The sequence below is a fragment of the Enterococcus sp. DIV2371 genome (genome assembly GCF_050498525.1).
Taxonomy (GTDB): Bacteria; Bacillota; Bacilli; order Lactobacillales; family Enterococcaceae; genus Enterococcus_B; species Enterococcus_B mangumiae.
This window is the reverse complement of sequence record NZ_JBIPAJ010000001.1, coordinates 3,061,481-3,080,694: the sequence shown is the minus strand read 5'-3', so window position 1 is coordinate 3,080,694 and position 19,214 is coordinate 3,061,481. Positions and strand designations below refer to the sequence as shown.

Genomic DNA, 19,214 nt, shown 5'->3' with positions numbered 1-19,214 from the left:
CTATGTGCGTTATATCGAAATAGCCGATCTCACTTTCTATTATGATGAAGAACCCGTTTTGGAAGGTGTATCCTATCATGTAGATGCCGGCGAATTTGTGATCTTGACTGGCGAAAACGGAGCGGCAAAGTCTACATTGATCAAAGCTTCTTTAGGGCTATTGAAACCCTCTAAAGGGACTATAAAGATTGCAAGTAAAAATCAGGACGGAAACAAATTGAGCATTGGCTACATCCCTCAACAAGTTTCTTCCTTCAATGCGGGGTTTCCTAGTACCGTATTAGAATTAGTACGTTCTGGCAGATACCCCAGAGGTCGTTGGTTCAAACGATTGAGCGAAAAAGACCACGGGCACGTTAAACGTGCTTTGGAATCTGTTGGCATGTGGGACATGCGTCATCGTCGGATCGGAGAACTATCTGGCGGACAAAAACAACGAATCAGCTTAGCGCGTATTTTCGCTACTGATCCGGATTTGTTTGTATTGGATGAGCCGACGACTGGGATGGATGAAGAATCACGAAATGAATTTTATCGTTTGTTGCGCCATAGCGCGCACGTTCATGGCAAAGCCGTGTTGATGATCACTCATGACCACGAAGATATCAAGCAATATGCGGATCGACAAATCCGTTTAGTGCGAAAGGAGGATTCTCAATGGCGTTGCTTTCATATGAATTCATGAGACGGGCATTTCTTGCCGCAATCTTTATAGCAGGAATCGCACCGATGCTAGGCGTGTTTTTAGTGATCCGTCGTCAATCATTGATGGCAGATACCTTGTCTCATATTTCCTTAGCAGGAGTAGCCTTAGGGTTTTTCCTTAATCTCAATCCGACGATGACAACAATGGTGGTCGTCGTTGTCGCTGCCATCATTTTGGAATATCTACGTTCGATGTATCGCACGTATTCAGAAATTTCGATTGCGATCCTTATGGCAGGCGGACTGGCACTTGCGCTAGTTTTGATGAATCTGAGTGGAGGAAATTCTGCTACGAGTATTCAATCGTACTTGTTTGGCTCGATCGTCACGATCACTTGGGAGCAAGTGCTATTTTTAGGTATTTTATTTGCAGTGATCGGTCTTTTGTTTTTCCTATTCAAACGCCCGATGTATGTGTTGACCTTTGATGAAGATACCGCTCATGTCGATGGGCTGCCCGTTCGTTGGATGTCGATGCTGTTCAATATCATCACAGGGGTAGCAATTGCTGTAATGATCCCGATTGCAGGAGCATTATTGATTTCTGCTATTATGGTGTTACCGGCAGCAATCGGGATGCGCTTAGGGAAAAGCTTCAATGTAGTGATATTTATCAGTATCATCGTTGGTTTCATTGGGATGCTTTCTGGATTGACTAGTTCCTTTTATTTGGACACACCTCCAGGAGCGACGATTACGTTAGTATTTATTCTTTTGTTCTTACTCGTTAATTTGAGCAAACGGATCTTACTAACGATCAGAAGAAAAAATAAATAATAAGACCCAAACAGGTGTCTATCTGAGACAAACAAATGTCTTAGATAAACACCTGTTTTTTTACAAATGCCGAACTATTTTCTTAATTTTAGATAAAATGCTCGAATTTTCCCGAAAAAACTTATATAATGAAACACGATAAAATTTGTTGGAAAAAGGAGCTGGAATATGTGAAAGTACGTCGCAGTGAGCGTCTTGTCGATATGACACAGTATTTATTAGATCATCCGCATGAATTGATTTCATTAACAAGCTTTGCCGAACGTTATGAATCTGCGAAATCTTCCATCAGTGAAGATTTGGGAATCATCAAAAAAACATTTAAAGAACGAGGGTATGGAACACTTGAAACCATTCCTGGTGCAGCGGGAGGAGTACTATTCATCCCAGAAATCTCCTATGAGGAAGCAAAGAAATACATTGAATCACTTGCGGAACGTTTGTCTGAACAAGACCGTTTACTTCCTGGAGGCTATGTTTACTTATCTGATCTATTAGGAGAACCTGAGCTATTACGTCAAGTAGGGAAAATCATCGCCTCAAAATATTTAGGAGAAAAAATCGATGCAGTGATGACGGTTGCCACAAAAGGAGTGCCGATCGCTCAAGCAGTTTCTTATTACTTGAACGCACCGTTCGTGATCGTCCGTCGTGATTCCAAGATCACAGAAGGTTCCACAGTGAGTGTAAACTATGTCTCAGGCTCATCGGAACGTATCGAAAAAATGGAACTATCAAAAAGAAGTTTGAAACGTGGTTCTCGCGTTCTTGTCGTCGATGACTTTATGAAAGGCGGCGGAACAGTGAACGGAATGAAGAGCTTGATCGAAGAATTTGAATCTGAGCTTGTTGGAATCACTGTATTTGCGGAATCAAAATTCAATGGTCATCGTGCAATCAATGATTACACCTCTTTACTGTATGTCAAAGACGTCGACACAAAAACGAAAAATATCACTGTAGTACCAGGAAATTATTTCGACGAATAAAGCATTTTAATAACAGAAATGTTATGGAAAAAGAAGAGATATTGGTTGATGTCTCTTCTTTTTTTGCGGTCTAATGGCTAAGAATGAACGATTAGTTGAAAAAAAAGAGCGACTGGGCTAAACTTAAAAGTAATAAATCGTAATTTAGGAGTGACACATTTGGATGCACGTTATGCAATCATATTAGCCGCGGGTAAAGGTACTCGCATGAAATCAAAATTATACAAGGTACTACACCCTGTTTCTGGAAAACCGATGGTTGAACATATCATCAACCGTGTAAGCGAAACAAATCCTGACCAAATCGTAACGATCGTTGGCCACGGTGCGGAGAAAGTCAAAGCTCAGTTGGGCGAACGCAGCGAATATGCGTTACAAGCGGAACAACTTGGAACGGGTCATGCGGTACTACAAGCTGCCTCATTTTTAGCAGGTAAGGAAGGCACAACGTTAGTCATCAGTGGCGACACCCCTTTATTGACAACCGAGACGTTGAACAACTTATTTGAATATCATCAAGGGAAAAATGCAAGTGCTACGATTTTGACTGCACAAGCAGAAGATCCAACAGGATATGGAAGAATCATCCGTGACCATGTAGGGATCGTTGAAAAAATCGTTGAGCAAAAAGATGCTTCTCCAGAAGAAGCATTAGTTCAAGAAATCAATACAGGAACTTACTGTTTCGATAACAAAGCGTTGTTTGAGGCATTGGAAAAAGTAGGGACAGATAATGCGCAAGGCGAGTATTATTTAACAGACATCGTTGAGATCCTAAAAGATGCTGGAAATCCAGTTGCTGCCTATCAAACCGAAGATTTTGATGAATGTATGGGCGTCAACGATCGCATCGCACTAGCAAAAGCAAGCGAATTGATGCGCCAACGAATCAATAAAAAACATATGGTCAATGGGGTGAGCTTTGTCGATCCGGCAACCACGTATATCGATGCGGATGTAGTGATCGGATCAGATACGGTGATTGAAGCGGGCGTCCAACTTCAAGGACACACGGAGATTGGCGAAGACTGCTTCATCGGAGCGCATTCTCGCATCGTTGATAGTAAGATCGGTGACCAAGTAGTGATCGAAAACTCAGTAATCGAAAACAGCGTGGTCAAAAGTAAAGCAGATGTGGGACCGTATGCTCATTTACGTCCAAAAGCTGAAATTGCTGAAGGTGTCCATATCGGTAATTTTGTCGAAGTGAAAAATGCGAAAATCGGCAAAAATACAAAAGTCGGTCACTTGACGTATGTTGGCGATGCGACATTAGGGGAAGAAATCAATGTCGGTTGCGGCGTCGTCTTTGTCAATTATGACGGAAAAGCAAAACATCATACAACAGTTGGTGACCATAGTTTCATCGGTTCAAATGCGAATCTTGTGGCGCCAGTAGACGTTGCAGAGAACACGTGTATCGCTGCTGGTTCAACGATTACGAACGATGTACCTGAGCATGCGATGGCAATTGCACGTGCTAGACAAGTCAATAAAGAAGGCTACGCGAAGAAACTCCCATATTCAAATTGATACTTTTTGTAAAACCACTTGATTTATTCGACAAATATGACTAGTATTTATTAGGTAGTAGAGTTGTGAAAAAGAAAGCGGAGGTCCTCATGTCCAAACATTACTTTGATCCAAGATTAAAAATATTTGCATTAAACTCAAATCGTCCATTGGCAGAAAAAATCGCTGCAGCTGTTGGGGTTGAACTAGGAAAATCATCAGTCACTCAATTCAGTGATGGTGAGATCCAAGTCAATATCGAAGAAAGTATCCGTGGCTCACACGTGTATGTTATTCAATCAACAAGTAGTCCAGTAAATGATAACCTGATGGAATTATTGATCATGATTGATGCATTGAAGCGTGCAAGTGCTAAAACTATCAACGTTGTAATGCCTTATTATGGCTACGCACGTCAAGACCGTAAAGCTCGCGCACGTGAACCAATCACTGCAAAATTAGTGGCAAATATGATCCAAAAAGCTGGAGCAACAAGAATGTTGACACTTGACTTGCACGCAGTCCAAATCCAAGGATTCTTTGATATTCCTGTCGACCATTTGATGGGCGCACCACTGATTGCGAATTACTTCTTAGAAAAAGGGATTCAAGGCGATGATGTCGTTGTGGTATCACCTGACCATGGTGGTGTTACTCGTGCGCGTAAATTGGCTGAATTCTTGAAAGCACCAATTGCGATCATCGATAAACGCCGTCCGAAAGCGAATGTGGCAGAAGTGATGAATATCATTGGTCAAGTAGAAGGCAAAACATGTGTCTTGATCGATGACATGATCGATACAGCTGGAACGATTACATTGGCAGCTAACGCGTTGAAAGAAGCTGGAGCAGTGAGCGTTTATGCATCATGTACACACCCTGTATTGTCAGGACCTGCTTTACAAAGAATCGAAGACTCTGCAATTGAACGCTTAGTCGTAACAGATTCAATCTATTTGCCAGAAGATGGTAAAATTGATAAGATTGACGAAGTAAGCGTTGGCGGCTTGATGGGTGACGCAATCAAACGCATCCATGAAAACAAACCAGTCAGTCCTTTATTTGAAACAAAAAGATAAAGGTCGGTCAAAACTAAATAATTACAATCACAAAGGGGAGTCCGTTTTGGGCTGAGACTGAATTATTCTAAACCCTTCGTACCTGTTTCGGTTATGCGAGCGTAGGAATTGTGAATGAATAGCTTTTGCTAGTGTAAATATGCACGAAGCTGTCTGCTAAAATACAAACTTACTTCCTCCTTTGTGATGTCCAATGATAAAGGAGGAAGTTTTTTTATGAATAAGAATCATCGTGTCTGGATCGAGGGAACAATCGTCGCAGCGTTATCTTTAGTGCTTTCTATGATCCCTCTGCAAATAGGTAGTAGTTTTGAGATCTCGTTAGGACAGATCCCTATGACTTTATTTGCTTTAAGAAGAGGCTGGAAAGCTGGGATGGGGGCTGCTTTTCTCTGGGGAATACTCCATTTTCCTCTAGGAAGAGTGTACTACTTGAGTGTGATCCAAGTCTTGATCGAATATCCGATCGCTTTTACGTTTGCTGGTGTCGCAGGGATTTTTTCACAAAGAATGCAACAAAGCTACCTGCAAGGGAATCGTAAGAAAATGGCCTCAACGATCATTTTAGCAACATTCGTTGGTGTGACCGCAAGATATTTCTGGCATTTTGTTGCTGGTGTGGCTTTTTGGGGAAGTTTCGCATTATGGGGCATGAATCCATGGTTATTCTCTTTAGTCATGAATGGCGCAAGTGGGATTGCGACAGGGATTGTGACAGCAATCGTCTTATTAGGGATCGAACAGACTATGCCTTCTTTATTTGAAGGGGAACGTTTACAGACTCGTAAAAACTAAAAAAAAGCGTAAAGGACAGTCGACCTTTACGCTTTTTCAATTGGATTGCTTTGATCACACAAATGTATTGTACACAAAGTCAGAAGTATTGCCTTCTAGTTGCCAACGTTGTTGTGCGACGTGATAGACAAGAACAGCTACCGGTTTTTCTTCTAGGTAGCGTGTGCCTTTTAATTTCCAAATATAATCTTCGATGACATAGATCGGGATCTCATATTTGTCATCGATCAAACCCGCTTGGTCAAATGAAAAAATAATTCCTTCTTGCATCAAATTACGCATTTTTTTCAAGACTTCCACGCTGATTTTTTCGACGGGAATCTCTTTTCGGAAAAATGATTTTTTTTCATTGATTTTACCTGCTAAGATCTTGCTCAATTTGTTGGCAAAGATACGATAAAATTCATCTAAATAACGGTAGTAGGTTCTCCCTAGATGATCACTCAGATCGAAATAGACAAAGTTGTTTTGTAATTTATAGAAAAAAGGTGAGTGAAGATGAGTTTTCATATGACCAAAATAAAGCAACTCTGAGATTTCCAGAGGACTTAGTTCTTTTAACATCGTCAAATCGGTAAAATCAATCCATTTAAGATCCGTGCTATTGTTACGGCTGCGCACTGTTTGGAAAAATTTTTGGATATTCTCAGTGCCGCGAATGACCTTCAAACCAGTGTGTGATTCATATTCTCCAGCAGATGCGGAAGGGTCCAACAAAAGTAGATTTTGAGGGAAATGCACGATGCTATTTGAAAAATCATTGATAGACAGCCCTTTGGTCAAAACGGCGTTACTAGTTGTATCGATATGTACATATACTGAATCACTCATCATACTCCTCCTCCCCTTTGTCTCCTCCCTTTCATTTTACAACATTTACTGAAAAAAAGCTTGTTTCTTTTATTTTAAAATTCGATTACAAAGTAACGATTATTTTATTGATAAAGTATGGATAATGCGTAAAAAGCAATCTATATATAACGTTGATAACGTGCTACTGTCCACGCGCGCCCTTTTTGGCTGTTTACTGATATAATAAAGGAAAAAGAGAAGCAGAGGTGTCTATGAAAGTCCAAAAAGTCTATTGGTCGGAACGTTATCAGCAGAGTGGCGTGCAACAAGCGAAACAACCTTTTGCCTTTTTCACTACCCATCAAGAAAGCCGTCAACATTTTTGGCAACAAGCAAAAAAACAACAGGCATGGAAAATCGTCTCGCAGAAGATGAACATTTACTTTTCTGCAGAAATAACGAATGAAAAACTGACCTACACAAACATATTGATCGAAGAAGAGTATTGGCAATGGTCCGAAATTTTTGTATTACTAGAAAGTACTGTCCGTTATTTTTTCAAAAAATATGCTTGCTTCCACTTTGATCACCCTATCTCGTCAAATATGATCGATCGCTTTCAACGAAATGGTTATTCGGGGACGAGTACATTGGGAAAGGCGCTGTCCTATCATACGGGACTTGTCTTAGGTGGAGGAGGCGCGCATGGTGCGTACCAGATCGGGGTCTGGAAAGCACTGAAAGAAGCAGATTTAAAAATCTCACTCATTACTGGTACTTCTGTAGGTGCGCTGAATGGGGCATTGATCGTTCAGGATCAATTAGCCCAAGCAACCGAGTTGTGGCATGAGCTGTCGACCAATCAAGTATTAGCATTGCCTGAAGTGGCCTTATCAGAAGATTTAAGGCAACGGTATATCCAAGAGGCGAGCTTGATGACACGCAGTGCAGTAGTCGAAGGCGGCGCCTCGACTGCTCCACTAGAAGCGTTACTCGAACAACACCTTGATGCAGAAAAAATCAAACAGACCAAGCAACCACAACTATATACAGTGACAACGAAAATTCCTGAATTTCAAGAAACAGTCACAAGGATCCAAGCGTTAGCACCAACAGAAATCGCGGATTGGATACTTGCCTCTGCTTCTTTTTACCCTGCTATGGCTTATCGGCAGATCGGCGAATCCAAGTATGTCGATGGTGGGTATCGAAACAATGTACCGGTCGATATTGCGATCAAGCAAGGTGCGACCGAAGTCTTGATCGTCGATGTCCAAGGTCCTGGTGTAGCAAAAAAATTCAAGCAACCAGATGCTTTAGTGACATGGAAATGTAGTTCAAATTGGTCTTTAGGTGGTTTCTTAGTATTTGAGCGTCAAAGAAACCAATTGAATATCCAACTAGGTTATTTAGAAGCAAAGAAATGTTTAGGAATCTATCAAGGAAATTGGTATACATTTGACATGGCACAACCAGCTGAACGCTATTGGCGGCGTTTCTTGCGTTTCTTATTCGAAGAGCTAAAGCTAGATCTATCCTTTTTTCACAAAGGAAAATTTTGGCGTGACTTGCGTAATGTATATAAAGACAGGGTCGCCATTGAAACATGCGGATTGGCAATGCTTGAGCTATTAGCGAAACACAAATTGATCTTACCGAACAAAGTGTATACTGTCGAAGAGATGTTGCCGACCATTTGCAAAGAAAATAAAATCGACGAAGCATTTTTAAAAGCAATTGGGCAGTTGAACGCCAGTGAATGGCTGAAGTTTCGAAAACTCGAACGAAATGCTAAAATACACGTAACGAGGGAAAAGAGATTTCACCAATACGTGAAAGAAAAAAAGTATGATCGCATACAACGGCAACTCAATACAGATGCGATAGAAACTTTGATGTATCTCTATCTTTATTATCTAAAGGAGGAACAACCATGGCACAAGAATTCTCATATGAGATCGTAGAAGAAATTGCAGTTTTATCTGAAAACAATAAAGGGTGGCGTAAAGAATTGAACTTGGTGAGCTGGAATGGCAGACCACCGAAATTTGACTTGCGCGATTGGGCACCTGACCATGAAAAAATGGGTAAAGGGCTAACCTTGACGAATGAAGAGTTTGAAGAGTTGCAAAAAGCAATCAAAAATATGTAAAAGAAAGGACTCTGTCGCATGAAAAGCATGACTGGCTTTGGCAGTGCCATCCGAGAGCAAAAGAATTATCAACTTGAAATCGAGATCAAAAGTGTCAACCAACGTTTTTTAGATATCCAAGTTCGTAGTCCGAAAGTATTAGGTTTTGTTGAAAATGAATTGAGACAATTGATCAAAACAAAACTTAGCCGAGGACGCGTGGATGTGTTTATCAATCTCACTTATCTGGGTGAACAAGAGAAGAAAGTGACGATCAATTGGCAATTGATCGATACGCTTTATACCCAATTGACCACAGGTATTGAAGAAAGATATGGAGAATCAAATCCTTTATCGATCGGTGCGCTGATCGAACGTTTTGCACTGAATGAAGAGTTTGTGACGATCGCAGAATCAACGGAAGAAGACCAAGAAATCCTTGCTCAACTAGCGAAAGAAACGATGGAAACAGCGCTTTGTTCCATCGAAGAAAGCCGGAGTAAAGAAGGTCAAGCGTTAGCAAAAGTTTTTCTTCAGCAAACCAAAGAATTCAAAAAGGTCATTGATGGATTGGCAAGTTTTGTAGAGATCTACGAGCAAGAATTCCAAAAAAAATATCAAGAAAAAATCGAAGCATATCTAGGAGCAGAAGTGGAGCAAGAACGTTTGTTGACCGAAATAGCGATTCTTTTGGAGCGTGGCGATATCCATGAAGAAATCGACCGCTTAGTGATCCATACGCAGAAACTGGAAGAATTGCTTGATGCAGACTATCCCATCGGTAGGGAATTAGATTTTCTACTCCAAGAAATGAATCGCGAAATCAATACGATCGGTTCAAAAACAAGTGCGATCGAGATCAAAAATCGGGTCGTCCAATCGAAAACGATTTTAGAAAAAATCCGTGAGCAAATCCAAAATATCGAGTGATTTTCCAGCCTGACTGACTGACGAACTGTCTGTTAGGCAGGCTCGTGTATGAAATGAGGTCGGGACAGAAGTGTTCAGCCTCGAGAAATAAGACGGAATCCACGGAAATTGCTTTTCAAATTTTTGTGGATTCCGTCTTATTTCCGAAGAGGTTACTTCTGCTCCCGCCGTTTATTCGTTTTTTAGGTATACAACAAAAGTAAATTTTACTTTTGTCTCGGGCTCCTTAGCAGGAAGTAGACTAGCTTTTTCTAGGTTTTCTAGCTATAATAAAAAATAGCCTTGAAAGTTGCAAGAAAAAAGTGCAAAATAAGCAATAGTATAAAAAAGACTAGTTGAAAGGACGTCGTCATGTCAGAGCGTGGATTATTAATCGTGTTGTCTGGTCCATCCGGTGTGGGAAAAGGCACAGTACGAAAAGCAATTTTTGAGAGTGAGGATAATGATTTCCAATATTCGATTTCGATGACGACACGCAAGATGCGTGAAGGAGAAGTTGAAGGAGTCGACTACTATTTCCGAAGCCGCGAAGAATTTGAACAAATGATCGCTGAAGGCGAAATGTTGGAATATGCAGAATATGTTGGGAATTATTACGGTACCCCACTATCGTATGTCAACAAAACCTTAGACGAAGGAAAAGATGTTTTCCTTGAAATCGAAGTCCAAGGTGCAAAACAAGTGAAAGAAAAAGTACCTGACGGCGTATTTATTTTCCTAACGCCCCCTGATTTAGCAGAGTTAAAATCACGAATCGTTGGACGTGGAACAGATGCAGATGAAGTAATCGAAGAACGAATGAAAGTCGCTAAGGAAGAAATCGAAATGATGGCATTGTATGACTACGCTGTTGTCAACGACGAAGTGCCATTAGCAGTCAACCGAATCAAAGATATTATTGCAAGTGAACATTTCCGTGTCGACCGTGTCATCGGAAAATATATCAAAATGTTAAAGGAGATGTAGTCTTATGATGTTAAAACCTTCAATCGACTCATTATTAGATCGCGTGAATTCAAAGTATTCTCTAGTGATCTTAGCAAGTAAACGTGCACATGAATTGGACGCAAAAGCACAACCAACAATGGATTCATTTGATTCTGTCAAAAGTGTTGGGCAAGCTTTAGAAGAAATCGAAGCAGGAAATGTGATCAGCGATCCACATCCTGAATTGAAACGTGAACGTCTACGCATGGAAGATGAAGAACGCAGAGCGCAAAAAGACCGTGCACAACAAGAATTAGAATCTCGTATTCGCGACGAGCAAAAACTGTAAGATCGCAACGATATTCGCTTTAAAATAGACAAAGCCACGAGCTTGGGAATTGTTCCTAGGCTCTTTTTTTTCCTGCGTTAATTTTTTGTTAGGATTCGGCAGAAAGTAAGACAAAACAAGGAATCTCTAGTAAAATGGTCAAGAGCCATTTTGTGTTTAAAAACCAAGATGAAGAAAGGAGAAGGAGTCCATGACCGTTATTGCGGATGTGATTGTAGATGTACCAACGATGCAAACCGATCAAGCATTCACCTATTTGGTTCCTTCTGAGATGGAAGCGGCTATCCAAGTGGGCATGCGAGTGGCAGTACCATTTGGAAACGGCAATCGCCAAGTCCAAGGATTTGTGATGGCGTTGACAGCAAAGGAGCAACCTCTTGAAAAAGAATTGAAGCCGATCCGTCAGTTGCTTGATCTAGCACCTGTGGTCAATCAAGAGCTGATGCTGTTAGCCGATTATATGAAAACGATCACGTATGCCTTCAAAATCACTTGTTTACAAACAATGCTACCAAGTGTCATGAAAGCAGAATACGACAAACTCATTTATCCGGTCACGGATGAACCAGAGGTCGTGGCATTGTTCGCAGGCAGACAAGAGATTTCTTGGAAAGAGGCGGAAGAAACTGGGCTTTTACCGCAATTGATCCGTTGGCGTAAGAACAAGCTAGTGGATATTCGTTATGAAGTCCATACAAAAAACAAAGTGAAAACGATCCGTGTCGTTCATTCCCTTTTATCAAAGGAACAACTGGATAAAGCGTGGGGAACGCTCAGACAAAACGCAAAAAAACAAAAAGAATTACTGCTTTATTTATCAGAAATGGAAAAACCAATGCCTGTTTCTTACTTCAAAGAAAAAGGAGTCAGCTCTGTCATCTTGAATCAAGGCAGAGATAAAGGGTGGTTGCGTTTCGAAGAAGTTGAAAGTTATCGTGATCCTTATAAAGATCGTGTATTTGAACGGACGACTGCGTTACAGTTGAATGAAGAACAACAATCAGCTGTCCAACAGATCATTGAAGCGTGTCACCAAGGAAAAAATGAGACATTTTTACTTGAAGGAATCACTGGTAGCGGGAAAACAGAAGTCTACCTTCAAGCAATTGCCGATGTCTTGGCAGAAAAGAAAACAGCGATCATGCTGGTTCCTGAAATTGCGTTGACCCCTCAAATGGTCGAACGTTTTAAAGGTCGCTTTGGAGAATCTGTCGCAGTGTTACATAGTGGCTTATCTCAAGGTGAAAAATATGACGAATGGCGTAAAATCGAGCGTAATGAAGCGCAAGTCGTTGTCGGCGCCCGCTCAGCGATCTTTGCGCCACTAGAAAATATCGGGTTGATCATCATCGATGAAGAGCATGAATCCAGTTACAAACAAGATGAAACGCCACGTTACCATGCGAGAGATTTAGCGTTATGGCGTGGAAAATATCATCACTGCCCAATCGTTTTAGGGAGTGCAACCCCATCCCTTGAATCAAGAGCCCGTGCGCAAAAAGGCGTTTATCGCATGTTACATTTGAGTCAACGCGCAAAAACGAGTGCGCAATTACCTGAGATCGAAGTTGTCGATATGCGCGAAGAGTTCGAAAAAAACCAAACATCGACCTTCTCACGATTATTGCAAGAAAAGATCCAAGATCGCTTAGAAAAAAAAGAACAAACCGTTCTTTTGTTGAATCGACGAGGCTATTCTTCCTTTGTGATGTGTCGTGATTGCGGCTTTGTCTTGCCTTGCCCGAATTGTGATATCTCACTGACTCTCCATATGGATTCACGCTCGATGCGTTGCCATTACTGTGGGCATGAAGAAGCAATCCCGCATCGTTGTCCAAACTGTGGCGGCAACAAGATCCGTTATTATGGCACAGGCACTCAAAAAGTCGAAGAAGAACTACAAGCACTTTATCCGCAAGCAAGAATTTTGCGGATGGATGTGGATACGACAAGGAAAAAAGGGGCACATGAACGGATTTTACAAAAATTTGGTAATAAAGAAGCCGATATTTTATTAGGAACGCAGATGATCGCAAAAGGATTGGATTTTCCTGATGTGACTCTAGTCGGCGTTCTAAATGCGGACACCTCGTTAAACTTACCTGATTTTCGTTCCAGTGAACACACCTTCCAATTGCTGACACAAGTATCTGGAAGAGCCGGAAGAGCTGAAAAAGCAGGGGAGGTCGTTATCCAAACATTCAACCCGAACCATTATGCTGTGACGTTGGCAAAAGAACAAAATTACGAACGCTTTTATCAACAAGAGATGAATGTAAGACATCGTGGCGGCTATCCACCTTATTACTTCACGGTGAAAATCACGACGAGCCATCCTGAAGAACAAGTCGCAGCGAAAAAAATCTTTCAGATCGCCAGTCAGTTAAAGCAAGTACTCGGACCAAACAGCCTACTATTAGGTCCAGTACCTAGTTCCGTTTTACGCGTGAAAAATCGTTACTACTATCAGTTGATCATCAAGTATAAACATGAGCCAGGACTGGCTAATGCGCTGAAAGAAATCTTGGATCAAAGCCAAAAAGAACAACGACAAAATCTATTTGTTGCGATCGATAACGAGCCGCTGCATTTTATTTAAGAAAGGAAACACTATGCGTTATCCAATAATGATCCACCCAAATAAAAAATTGAATCGAAAAGCTCAGCCAATCGATATGATCACGGATGAAACGATCGTATTGTTAGATAATTTATATGAAACGATGGTCGCAAATGACGGAGTCGGTATCGCCGCACCGCAAGTTGGTAAAAATCAGCGAATCGCTATCGTCGAAGTAGATGAAGGGGATAAATTTGAACTGATCAACCCTGAGATCATTGAAGCAAAAGGAGAAAGCATCGATGTGGAAGGTTGTTTAAGTATTCCGCATGTCTACGGTACAGTGAAGCGTGCAGACGAAGTGACTGTTCGTTACTATGATCGTGACGGAGAGGAAATCGAAGTAACTGCTTTTGGTTATCTTGCACGAGCCTTTCAACATGAGATCGATCACTTAGATGGGATTTTATTTATTGATAAAATGATCGAGCAAATCCCAGAAGAAAAACTCGAAGAATATATGGAGGAACATTTAGATGACTAAAATCGTATTTATGGGAACCCCAGCATTTTCAGTTCCTATACTTGAAGGATTGATCGATCAGGGGTATGAGATCGTTGCAGTAGTGACACAACCCGATCGACCAGTAGGGCGAAAAAAAACCATTACCCCAACACCAGTGAAAGCTGCGGCGTTGAAGCATGATCTTCTTGTGTTACAGCCAGAAAAAATCACTGGATCACCAGAAATGCAAACAATCATTGAATTGCAACCAGATGTGTTGGTAACCGCTGCTTTTGGTCAATTCTTGCCAGAAAAATTATTACAAGCTCCAACACATGGGGCTATCAATGTCCATGCCTCTTTATTACCTAAATATCGTGGCGGCGCACCTGTCCACTACTCCATTATCAATGGAGAAAAGGAAACAGGTGTAACGATCATGGAAATGATCAAAAAAATGGATGCGGGAGGGATTTTCTCCCAAGCAAGTCTCCCGATCACAAAACAAGACGATGTTGGTTCGATGTTTGAAAAATTAAGTCTTTTAGGAAAAGAATTATTGCTGGAAACCTTACCTAAAATCATTTCTGGCGAGTTGACTCCAGTTCCTCAAGACGAGGATCAAGCGACGTTTTCACCAAACATCACTCGTGAACAAGAAGCTATCGACTGGGAAAAAACAGCAGAAGAAATCGACTGCCAAGTTCGTGGGATGCGTCCATGGCCGATTGCTTTTACAAACTATGGCTCTGTACGTTGGAAGTTATGGGCTGTCGCAGTAATGGCCGATGAAACGACCCAAGAAGCACCAGGTACGATCATTCATAAAGACAAAAAACAACTCTGGATCGCATGCGGCAATCAAACCGTTCTTGCAATCAATGAGTTACAGCCAGCAGGCAAAGGCAAACAATTGATCCATGAGTTTTTAAATGGTAGCGGACAAAACGTTGCTGTTGGACAGCGGGTGGAATAATGGCTAAAATACCTAAAAAAATGAAACGCTCCGTTCGTTTTATGGCTTTGATGACGTTAGAGCGTGTCAATAAAGGCGGTGCCTATTCAAACTTGCTATTGAACGAGATGATCAATCAAGGAGAGCTGAATCCAAAAGATGTCGGCTTATTCACGGAACTCGTCTATGGAACGATCAGTCGTCAACGTCTGCTTGAATTTTATTTGGCCCCATTGATTGTCAAAGCAAAAAAAGTGGACAATTGGGTCAAAACGCTCTTATATTTGTCGATCTATCAATTGGAATATTTAGACAAAGTACCAGATCATGCTATTTTGAACGAAGCAGTTGAAATCGGCAAAGTCAAAGGAAATCCCGGGACAGGGAAATTTGTCAATGGCGTACTAAGAAACTATTTGCGCCAAGAAAGACCAACACTTGAAACAATTACTGATCCTATCGAGCGTTTAGCAGTGGCAATCAGTTTGCCCACGTGGTTGACCCAACGTTTTGTTGACCAAATCGGTTATGAAGAAACAGAAAAGCTTGGCTTATCGCTCTATCGACCAAGCCATGTGAGCGCTCGGATCGATACCCGACGCATGTCACGAGAAGAGGCATTGCAAGTCTTACAAGAAGAAGGACTCGATGTCAAAGCAAGTGCAATCAGTCCTCAGGGGATCATTGCAGAAAAGGGACGTCTCGCTTCTAGCACATTGTTCCATGATGGCGTGATGACGATCCAAGATGAGAGCTCGATGCTAGTTGCGCCAGCTATGCAGATCGAACCGGAATTCCATGTTTTAGATGCGTGTGCTGCCCCTGGCGGGAAAACGACGCATATTGCGACATTTTTGGATCCAACGTGCGGAGGAGAAGTCGTCGCCTTAGACGTGCATGAACATAAAGTGAAATTGATCGAAGAAAATGCGCAACGTTTAGGCGTAGCGAATGCAGTTTACGCACAAAAAATGGATGCACGAGAAATCAAGGAAGAGTTTGCGCCTGCACAGTTTGATCGGATACTCGTAGATGCACCATGTTCTGGATTTGGGTTGCTTCGTCGAAAACCAGATATTCGTTACAAAAAGAATGCGAACGAATTAGCCAATCTTCCAGCCATCCAATTGGCTATATTAGAAAGTGCAGCAACAGCATTGAAACCTTCAGGTATATTGACTTATAGTACTTGTACCGTTTTAAAAGAAGAAAACCAAGAGGTCATTGCTGCCTTTTTAGCTAACCATCCAGATTTTGAGACTATTGATGTTTCCACTGATCCTGTGCTACAATCATCAATCAAGGAGAAGATGTTGACGTTATATCCACATCAATTTTACACAGATGGCTTTTTCATTTGTTGTTTGCGCAAAAAATAATGAGGTGAAGAAATGCAGATTGAATATCAATCAGATGTAGGAAGAAGACGTAATACGAACCAAGATTATGTCAGTGTATTTAAAAACCAAGTCGGGATCAAACTGGCAATTTTAGCCGATGGGATGGGTGGTCACCGCGCAGGCGATATTGCGAGTCAAATGGCCGTAACAAATTTAGGGGAAGCTTGGGAAGAACAAGCTTTACTTGACGATGAGAAAATTGCGCAGTGGTTTATCCAAGCAATCCAAGAAGAAAATCGGGCGATTCATCAATTAGGACAAGAACAGCCTGAATATAGTGGAATGGGAACAACGATCGTAGCGGCCGCCTTATCCGAGGAACGCTTCACGATTGCCAATGTTGGTGATAGTCGCGCTTATTTACTTCGCGATAATCGCATCATCCGCTTGACCGAAGACCATTCTTTAGTAAATGAATTGGTCAAATCAGGCGAAATCAGCGAAGAAATGGCAGTCAATCATCCACGTAAGAATATCTTGACTCGATCTGTGGGGATGCCAGGATCATTAGAAGTAGACGTAGCAACTTATCTTTGGCAGCTAAAAGATCGTTTGCTTCTATGTTCAGATGGATTGACCAATATGTTGTCAGAAGAAACGATCGGTACGATCATCAATCAAGAAGGATCATTATCAGAAAAAGTGACGCAATTAGTTGATCAAGCAAATGAGGCTGGCGGAGCAGATAATATCAGCGTTCTTCTTATTGAGTATAAGGAGGATGTTGCATGATTGAGCCAGGAAGAAAATTAAATGGCCGTTATCAAATTACCGGAAATATCGGTAGTGGCGGGATGGCAAATGTCTTTTTAGCCCATGATTTGATTTTAGATCGCGATGTTGCAATCAAAGTACTACGTTTTGACTTCCAAAATGACCAAACGGCGATCCGCCGGTTTCAACGAGAAGCATTAGCAGCAACCGAACTTGTCCATCCGAATATCGTTAGTGTCTATGACGTCGGTGAAGAAGATAACATGCAGTACTTAGTTATGGAATATGTAAAAGGAATGGATCTGAAGCGTTATATCCAAACGCATTATCCTATCCCTTATGAAACAGCAGTCAATATCATGCAACAAATCTTATCTGCGATTTCTTTAGCACATAGCCATCAAATCATCCACCGAGATCTAAAACCACAAAATGTCTTGATCGATAATGAAGGAGTCGTGAAAATCACCGATTTTGGGATTGCGATCGCCTTATCTGAAACATCGATCACACAAACGAATACGATGCTTGGTTCTGTTCATTACCTTTCGCCTGAACAGGCAAGAGGCAGCATGGCAACAAAACAATCGGATATCTATGCGTTGGGGATCATTTTATATGAGATGTTGACCGGCAGCGTACCTTTTGATGGAGAATCAGCCGTTACGATCGCATTGAAACATTTCCAAGATGACTTGCCTTCAATCAAGGCGCTTGATCCAGGTGCGCCGCAAGCATTAGAAAATGTCGTCTTGAAAGCTACCGCCAAAGAACCTGTTGATCGGTATAAAACGGCAGAAGAAATGGCCGATGATCTAGCAACAGTTCTTTCATTGGAGCGAGCAAACGAAGAAAAATGGCAACCACAGGCAATGGGGAACGAAACGAAAGTGTTGACCCCGATAACGGCAGAAACACCAATGCCAGATTCCTTTAAGTCGATGCCTTTGCCAGAAGAAAAAACAAATGAAGAAGTACCAGATCCAGAAGAAACAATGCCAGATGTAAAGACGAAACGAAAGAAAAAATGGTGGATCTTGTTACTCGTTCTACTTGCCTTATTAGGGATTGGCTCAGCTGTTTTATTTGCTTCAGGTGGGCGAGGAGAAGTCACGATCCCCGATGTGTCTGGGCAATCTGAAGCTTCAGCAAGAGAAACATTGACCCAAGCCCGATTGAAAGTAGCAACTAATACCGAAGAAATCGCGGATGATACGATTGAGGAAGGCAGTGTGGTCAAAACAGATCCAGCTTCTGGAACAACCGTGAAACAAAATCGCGAAGTCACGCTTTATATCAGTACAGGTAAGAAAAAAGTCCAACTCGATGATTATACTGATATGTCGTATGATGAAGCGCGTAAGCAATTACTTGATCTAGGATTTTCATCAAGTCGAATCAAAAAAGAAGAAGAATTCAGTGAGGCGATCATGAGCGGGAACATCATCTCGCAATCAGAAGATGAAGGAACAGAAGTTGATCCGACATCAGATACAATCACGTTTACTGTTAGCAAAGGCACACAACCAACAATGAGCGATTACACAGGACAAAATTATGAAACGGTCCATAGTATTTTGAGAACGAATGGTTACACAAATATCAGTGCAACTAATGATTATAGTGATACGGTTCCCGCAGGTGCGATCATCAGTCAGTCCCCTAGTTTTGGGGAACCATTGATGGACACGACATTTATTAGTTTTGTTGTTAGTCAAGGCCCGAATGCGAAGACGTTGAATGATATTTCTGGCTACACGAAAAGTGATGCCCAAAGCTATTTATCTAGTATTGGTGCCGACTACATCGGTCATGAAACGTATGAGTTTTCAGATACAGTTGAAAAAGATAAAGTGATCCGTACAGACCCAGGGGTAGGTGCCTCGATCACATCAGGAACGGTCATTAATGTGATCTATTCAAAAGGACCTGACCCAGCCAAAACTTCTTCTTCAAGTTCTGAAAAAGACTCATCTAGCAGCTCAAGCAGTTCATCTTCAGAAGAAGAAACGAAAAGCAGTTCGTCAGAATCTACGAGTGATACTGAGTGATCCGCATAAGTAATCTGTAGCAACAAACATTAAAAATAGACCT

18 protein-coding genes and 1 riboswitch are annotated in these 19,214 nt (G+C 41.5%); of the genes, 17 read left to right on the top strand and 1 reads right to left on the bottom strand.

All coding sequences use genetic code 11. The features are described from left to right. The first annotated feature begins 4 nt into the window (after positions 1 to 4). The 6 genes from IGL24_RS14480 to thiT all read left to right on the top strand — a co-directional run bounded on the left by IGL24_RS14480 (position 5) and on the right by thiT (position 5,857). Entirely contained in the window at positions 5 to 685 is a 681-nt protein-coding gene (locus IGL24_RS14480; RefSeq protein ID WP_206853186.1) for an ATP-binding cassette domain-containing protein, read from the top strand. Next, on the top strand, positions 658 to 1,482 hold the full coding sequence (locus IGL24_RS14475; protein WP_207699470.1) for a metal ABC transporter permease: 825 nt from the start codon (positions 658 to 660) through the stop codon (positions 1,480 to 1,482). Before IGL24_RS14480 ends, IGL24_RS14475 begins: the two co-directional genes overlap by 28 nt. Before the next feature lie 170 nt (positions 1,483 to 1,652). Beyond that, positions 1,653 to 2,471 carry a pur operon repressor gene (gene purR, locus IGL24_RS14470; RefSeq protein WP_206853190.1) on the top strand — a complete coding sequence of 273 codons (819 nt, stop codon included), beginning with the start codon at positions 1,653 to 1,655 and terminating at the stop codon, positions 2,469 to 2,471. Positions 2,472 to 2,630: 159 nt separating this feature from the next. Next, positions 2,631 to 4,004, top strand: a complete 1,374-nt coding sequence (glmU, locus tag IGL24_RS14465) for a bifunctional UDP-N-acetylglucosamine diphosphorylase/glucosamine-1-phosphate N-acetyltransferase GlmU (RefSeq protein WP_207699471.1) — start codon at positions 2,631 to 2,633, stop codon at positions 4,002 to 4,004. Positions 4,005 to 4,093: 89 nt separating this feature from the next. Beyond that, positions 4,094 to 5,062: a ribose-phosphate diphosphokinase gene (locus IGL24_RS14460; RefSeq protein WP_206853194.1), complete on the top strand. Its 969-nt coding sequence runs from the start codon at positions 4,094 to 4,096 to the stop codon at positions 5,060 to 5,062. 23 nt (positions 5,063 to 5,085) lie between these two features. Then, positions 5,086 to 5,187: riboswitch (TPP riboswitch) on the top strand. Positions 5,188 to 5,278: 91 nt separating this feature from the next. Then, entirely contained in the window at positions 5,279 to 5,857 is a 579-nt protein-coding gene (thiT, locus tag IGL24_RS14455) for an energy-coupled thiamine transporter ThiT (protein WP_206853198.1), read from the top strand. Positions 5,858 to 5,911: 54 nt separating this feature from the next. Here the strand turns inward: thiT and IGL24_RS14450 are convergent, their stop codons facing one another. Next, the gene (locus IGL24_RS14450; protein WP_206853199.1) at positions 5,912 to 6,688 is read right to left on the bottom strand and encodes a hypothetical protein; all 777 of its coding nucleotides are present in this window, start codon (positions 6,686 to 6,688) and stop codon (positions 5,912 to 5,914) included. Positions 6,689 to 6,921: 233 nt separating this feature from the next. On the opposite strand from IGL24_RS14450, the gene IGL24_RS14445 reads away from it, so the two are divergent. The 11 genes from IGL24_RS14445 (at position 6,922) to pknB (ending at position 19,171) form a co-directional block, all read left to right on the top strand. Next, positions 6,922 to 8,613, top strand: coding sequence for a patatin-like phospholipase family protein (locus IGL24_RS14445; protein WP_207699472.1), 1,692 nt, complete (start codon positions 6,922 to 6,924; stop codon positions 8,611 to 8,613). Then, complete coding sequence (locus IGL24_RS14440) at positions 8,583 to 8,801, top strand: YdbC family protein (RefSeq protein ID WP_019722353.1); 219 nt, start codon at positions 8,583 to 8,585, stop codon at positions 8,799 to 8,801. Before IGL24_RS14445 ends, IGL24_RS14440 begins: the two co-directional genes overlap by 31 nt. Positions 8,802 to 8,819: 18 nt before the next feature. Then, positions 8,820 to 9,710 (top strand): YicC/YloC family endoribonuclease, encoded by an 891-nt coding sequence (locus tag IGL24_RS14435; RefSeq protein WP_207699473.1) that lies wholly within the window; start codon positions 8,820 to 8,822, stop codon positions 9,708 to 9,710. 351 nt (positions 9,711 to 10,061) lie between these two features. Next, a complete protein-coding gene (gmk, locus tag IGL24_RS14430) occupies positions 10,062 to 10,676 on the top strand; it encodes a guanylate kinase (protein WP_206853206.1) in 615 nt (204 codons plus the stop codon). 4 nt (positions 10,677 to 10,680) lie between these two features. After that, complete coding sequence (gene rpoZ, locus IGL24_RS14425) at positions 10,681 to 10,986, top strand: DNA-directed RNA polymerase subunit omega (RefSeq protein WP_010734097.1); 306 nt, start codon at positions 10,681 to 10,683, stop codon at positions 10,984 to 10,986. A 190-nt stretch (positions 10,987 to 11,176) separates the two neighbouring features. Beyond that, on the top strand, positions 11,177 to 13,585 hold the full coding sequence (priA, locus tag IGL24_RS14420) for a primosomal protein N' (RefSeq protein ID WP_207699474.1): 2,409 nt from the start codon (positions 11,177 to 11,179) through the stop codon (positions 13,583 to 13,585). A 13-nt stretch (positions 13,586 to 13,598) separates the two neighbouring features. Next, positions 13,599 to 14,090 (top strand): peptide deformylase, encoded by a 492-nt coding sequence (gene def / locus IGL24_RS14415; protein WP_019722350.1) that lies wholly within the window; start codon positions 13,599 to 13,601, stop codon positions 14,088 to 14,090. Beyond that, the gene (fmt, locus tag IGL24_RS14410; protein ID WP_207699475.1) at positions 14,083 to 15,027 is read left to right on the top strand and encodes a methionyl-tRNA formyltransferase; all 945 of its coding nucleotides are present in this window, start codon (positions 14,083 to 14,085) and stop codon (positions 15,025 to 15,027) included. Before def ends, fmt begins: the two co-directional genes overlap by 8 nt. Further along, positions 15,027 to 16,385 carry a 16S rRNA (cytosine(967)-C(5))-methyltransferase RsmB gene (rsmB, locus tag IGL24_RS14405; protein ID WP_207699476.1) on the top strand — a complete coding sequence of 453 codons (1,359 nt, stop codon included), beginning with the start codon at positions 15,027 to 15,029 and terminating at the stop codon, positions 16,383 to 16,385. The genes fmt and rsmB overlap by 1 nt, the downstream gene beginning before the upstream one ends. Before the next feature lie 12 nt (positions 16,386 to 16,397). After that, the gene (locus IGL24_RS14400; RefSeq protein ID WP_207699477.1) at positions 16,398 to 17,138 is read left to right on the top strand and encodes a Stp1/IreP family PP2C-type Ser/Thr phosphatase; all 741 of its coding nucleotides are present in this window, start codon (positions 16,398 to 16,400) and stop codon (positions 17,136 to 17,138) included. Continuing rightward, a complete protein-coding gene (pknB, locus tag IGL24_RS14395) occupies positions 17,135 to 19,171 on the top strand; it encodes a Stk1 family PASTA domain-containing Ser/Thr kinase (RefSeq protein ID WP_207699478.1) in 2,037 nt (678 codons plus the stop codon). The genes IGL24_RS14400 and pknB overlap by 4 nt, the downstream gene beginning before the upstream one ends. The last annotated feature ends 43 nt before the right edge of the window (positions 19,172 to 19,214 follow it).

What these genes read in the sequence shown, in the direction of transcription:
- IGL24_RS14440 (WP_019722353.1), top strand. Translation starts at nt 8,583, where the DNA reads ATGGCACAAGAATTCTCATATGAGATCGTAGAAGAAATTGCAGTTTTA.
- IGL24_RS14435 (WP_207699473.1), top strand. Translation starts at nt 8,820, where the DNA reads ATGAAAAGCATGACTGGCTTTGGCAGTGCCATCCGAGAGCAAAAGAAT.
- rpoZ (WP_010734097.1), top strand. Translation starts at nt 10,681, where the DNA reads ATGATGTTAAAACCTTCAATCGACTCATTATTAGATCGCGTGAATTCA.
- priA (WP_207699474.1), top strand. Translation starts at nt 11,177, where the DNA reads ATGACCGTTATTGCGGATGTGATTGTAGATGTACCAACGATGCAAACC.
- rsmB (WP_207699476.1), top strand. Translation starts at nt 15,027, where the DNA reads ATGGCTAAAATACCTAAAAAAATGAAACGCTCCGTTCGTTTTATGGCT.
- pknB (WP_207699478.1), top strand. Translation starts at nt 17,135, where the DNA reads ATGATTGAGCCAGGAAGAAAATTAAATGGCCGTTATCAAATTACCGGA.
- IGL24_RS14450 (WP_206853199.1), bottom strand. Translation starts at nt 6,688, where the DNA reads ATGAGTGATTCAGTATATGTACATATCGATACAACTAGTAACGCCGTT.
- IGL24_RS14475 (WP_207699470.1), top strand. Translation starts at nt 658, where the DNA reads ATGGCGTTGCTTTCATATGAATTCATGAGACGGGCATTTCTTGCCGCA.
- thiT (WP_206853198.1), top strand. Translation starts at nt 5,279, where the DNA reads ATGAATAAGAATCATCGTGTCTGGATCGAGGGAACAATCGTCGCAGCG.
- def (WP_019722350.1), top strand. Translation starts at nt 13,599, where the DNA reads ATGCGTTATCCAATAATGATCCACCCAAATAAAAAATTGAATCGAAAA.
- fmt (WP_207699475.1), top strand. Translation starts at nt 14,083, where the DNA reads ATGACTAAAATCGTATTTATGGGAACCCCAGCATTTTCAGTTCCTATA.
- IGL24_RS14445 (WP_207699472.1), top strand. Translation starts at nt 6,922, where the DNA reads ATGAAAGTCCAAAAAGTCTATTGGTCGGAACGTTATCAGCAGAGTGGC.
- IGL24_RS14400 (WP_207699477.1), top strand. Translation starts at nt 16,398, where the DNA reads ATGCAGATTGAATATCAATCAGATGTAGGAAGAAGACGTAATACGAAC.
- gmk (WP_206853206.1), top strand. Translation starts at nt 10,062, where the DNA reads ATGTCAGAGCGTGGATTATTAATCGTGTTGTCTGGTCCATCCGGTGTG.
- IGL24_RS14460 (WP_206853194.1), top strand. Translation starts at nt 4,094, where the DNA reads ATGTCCAAACATTACTTTGATCCAAGATTAAAAATATTTGCATTAAAC.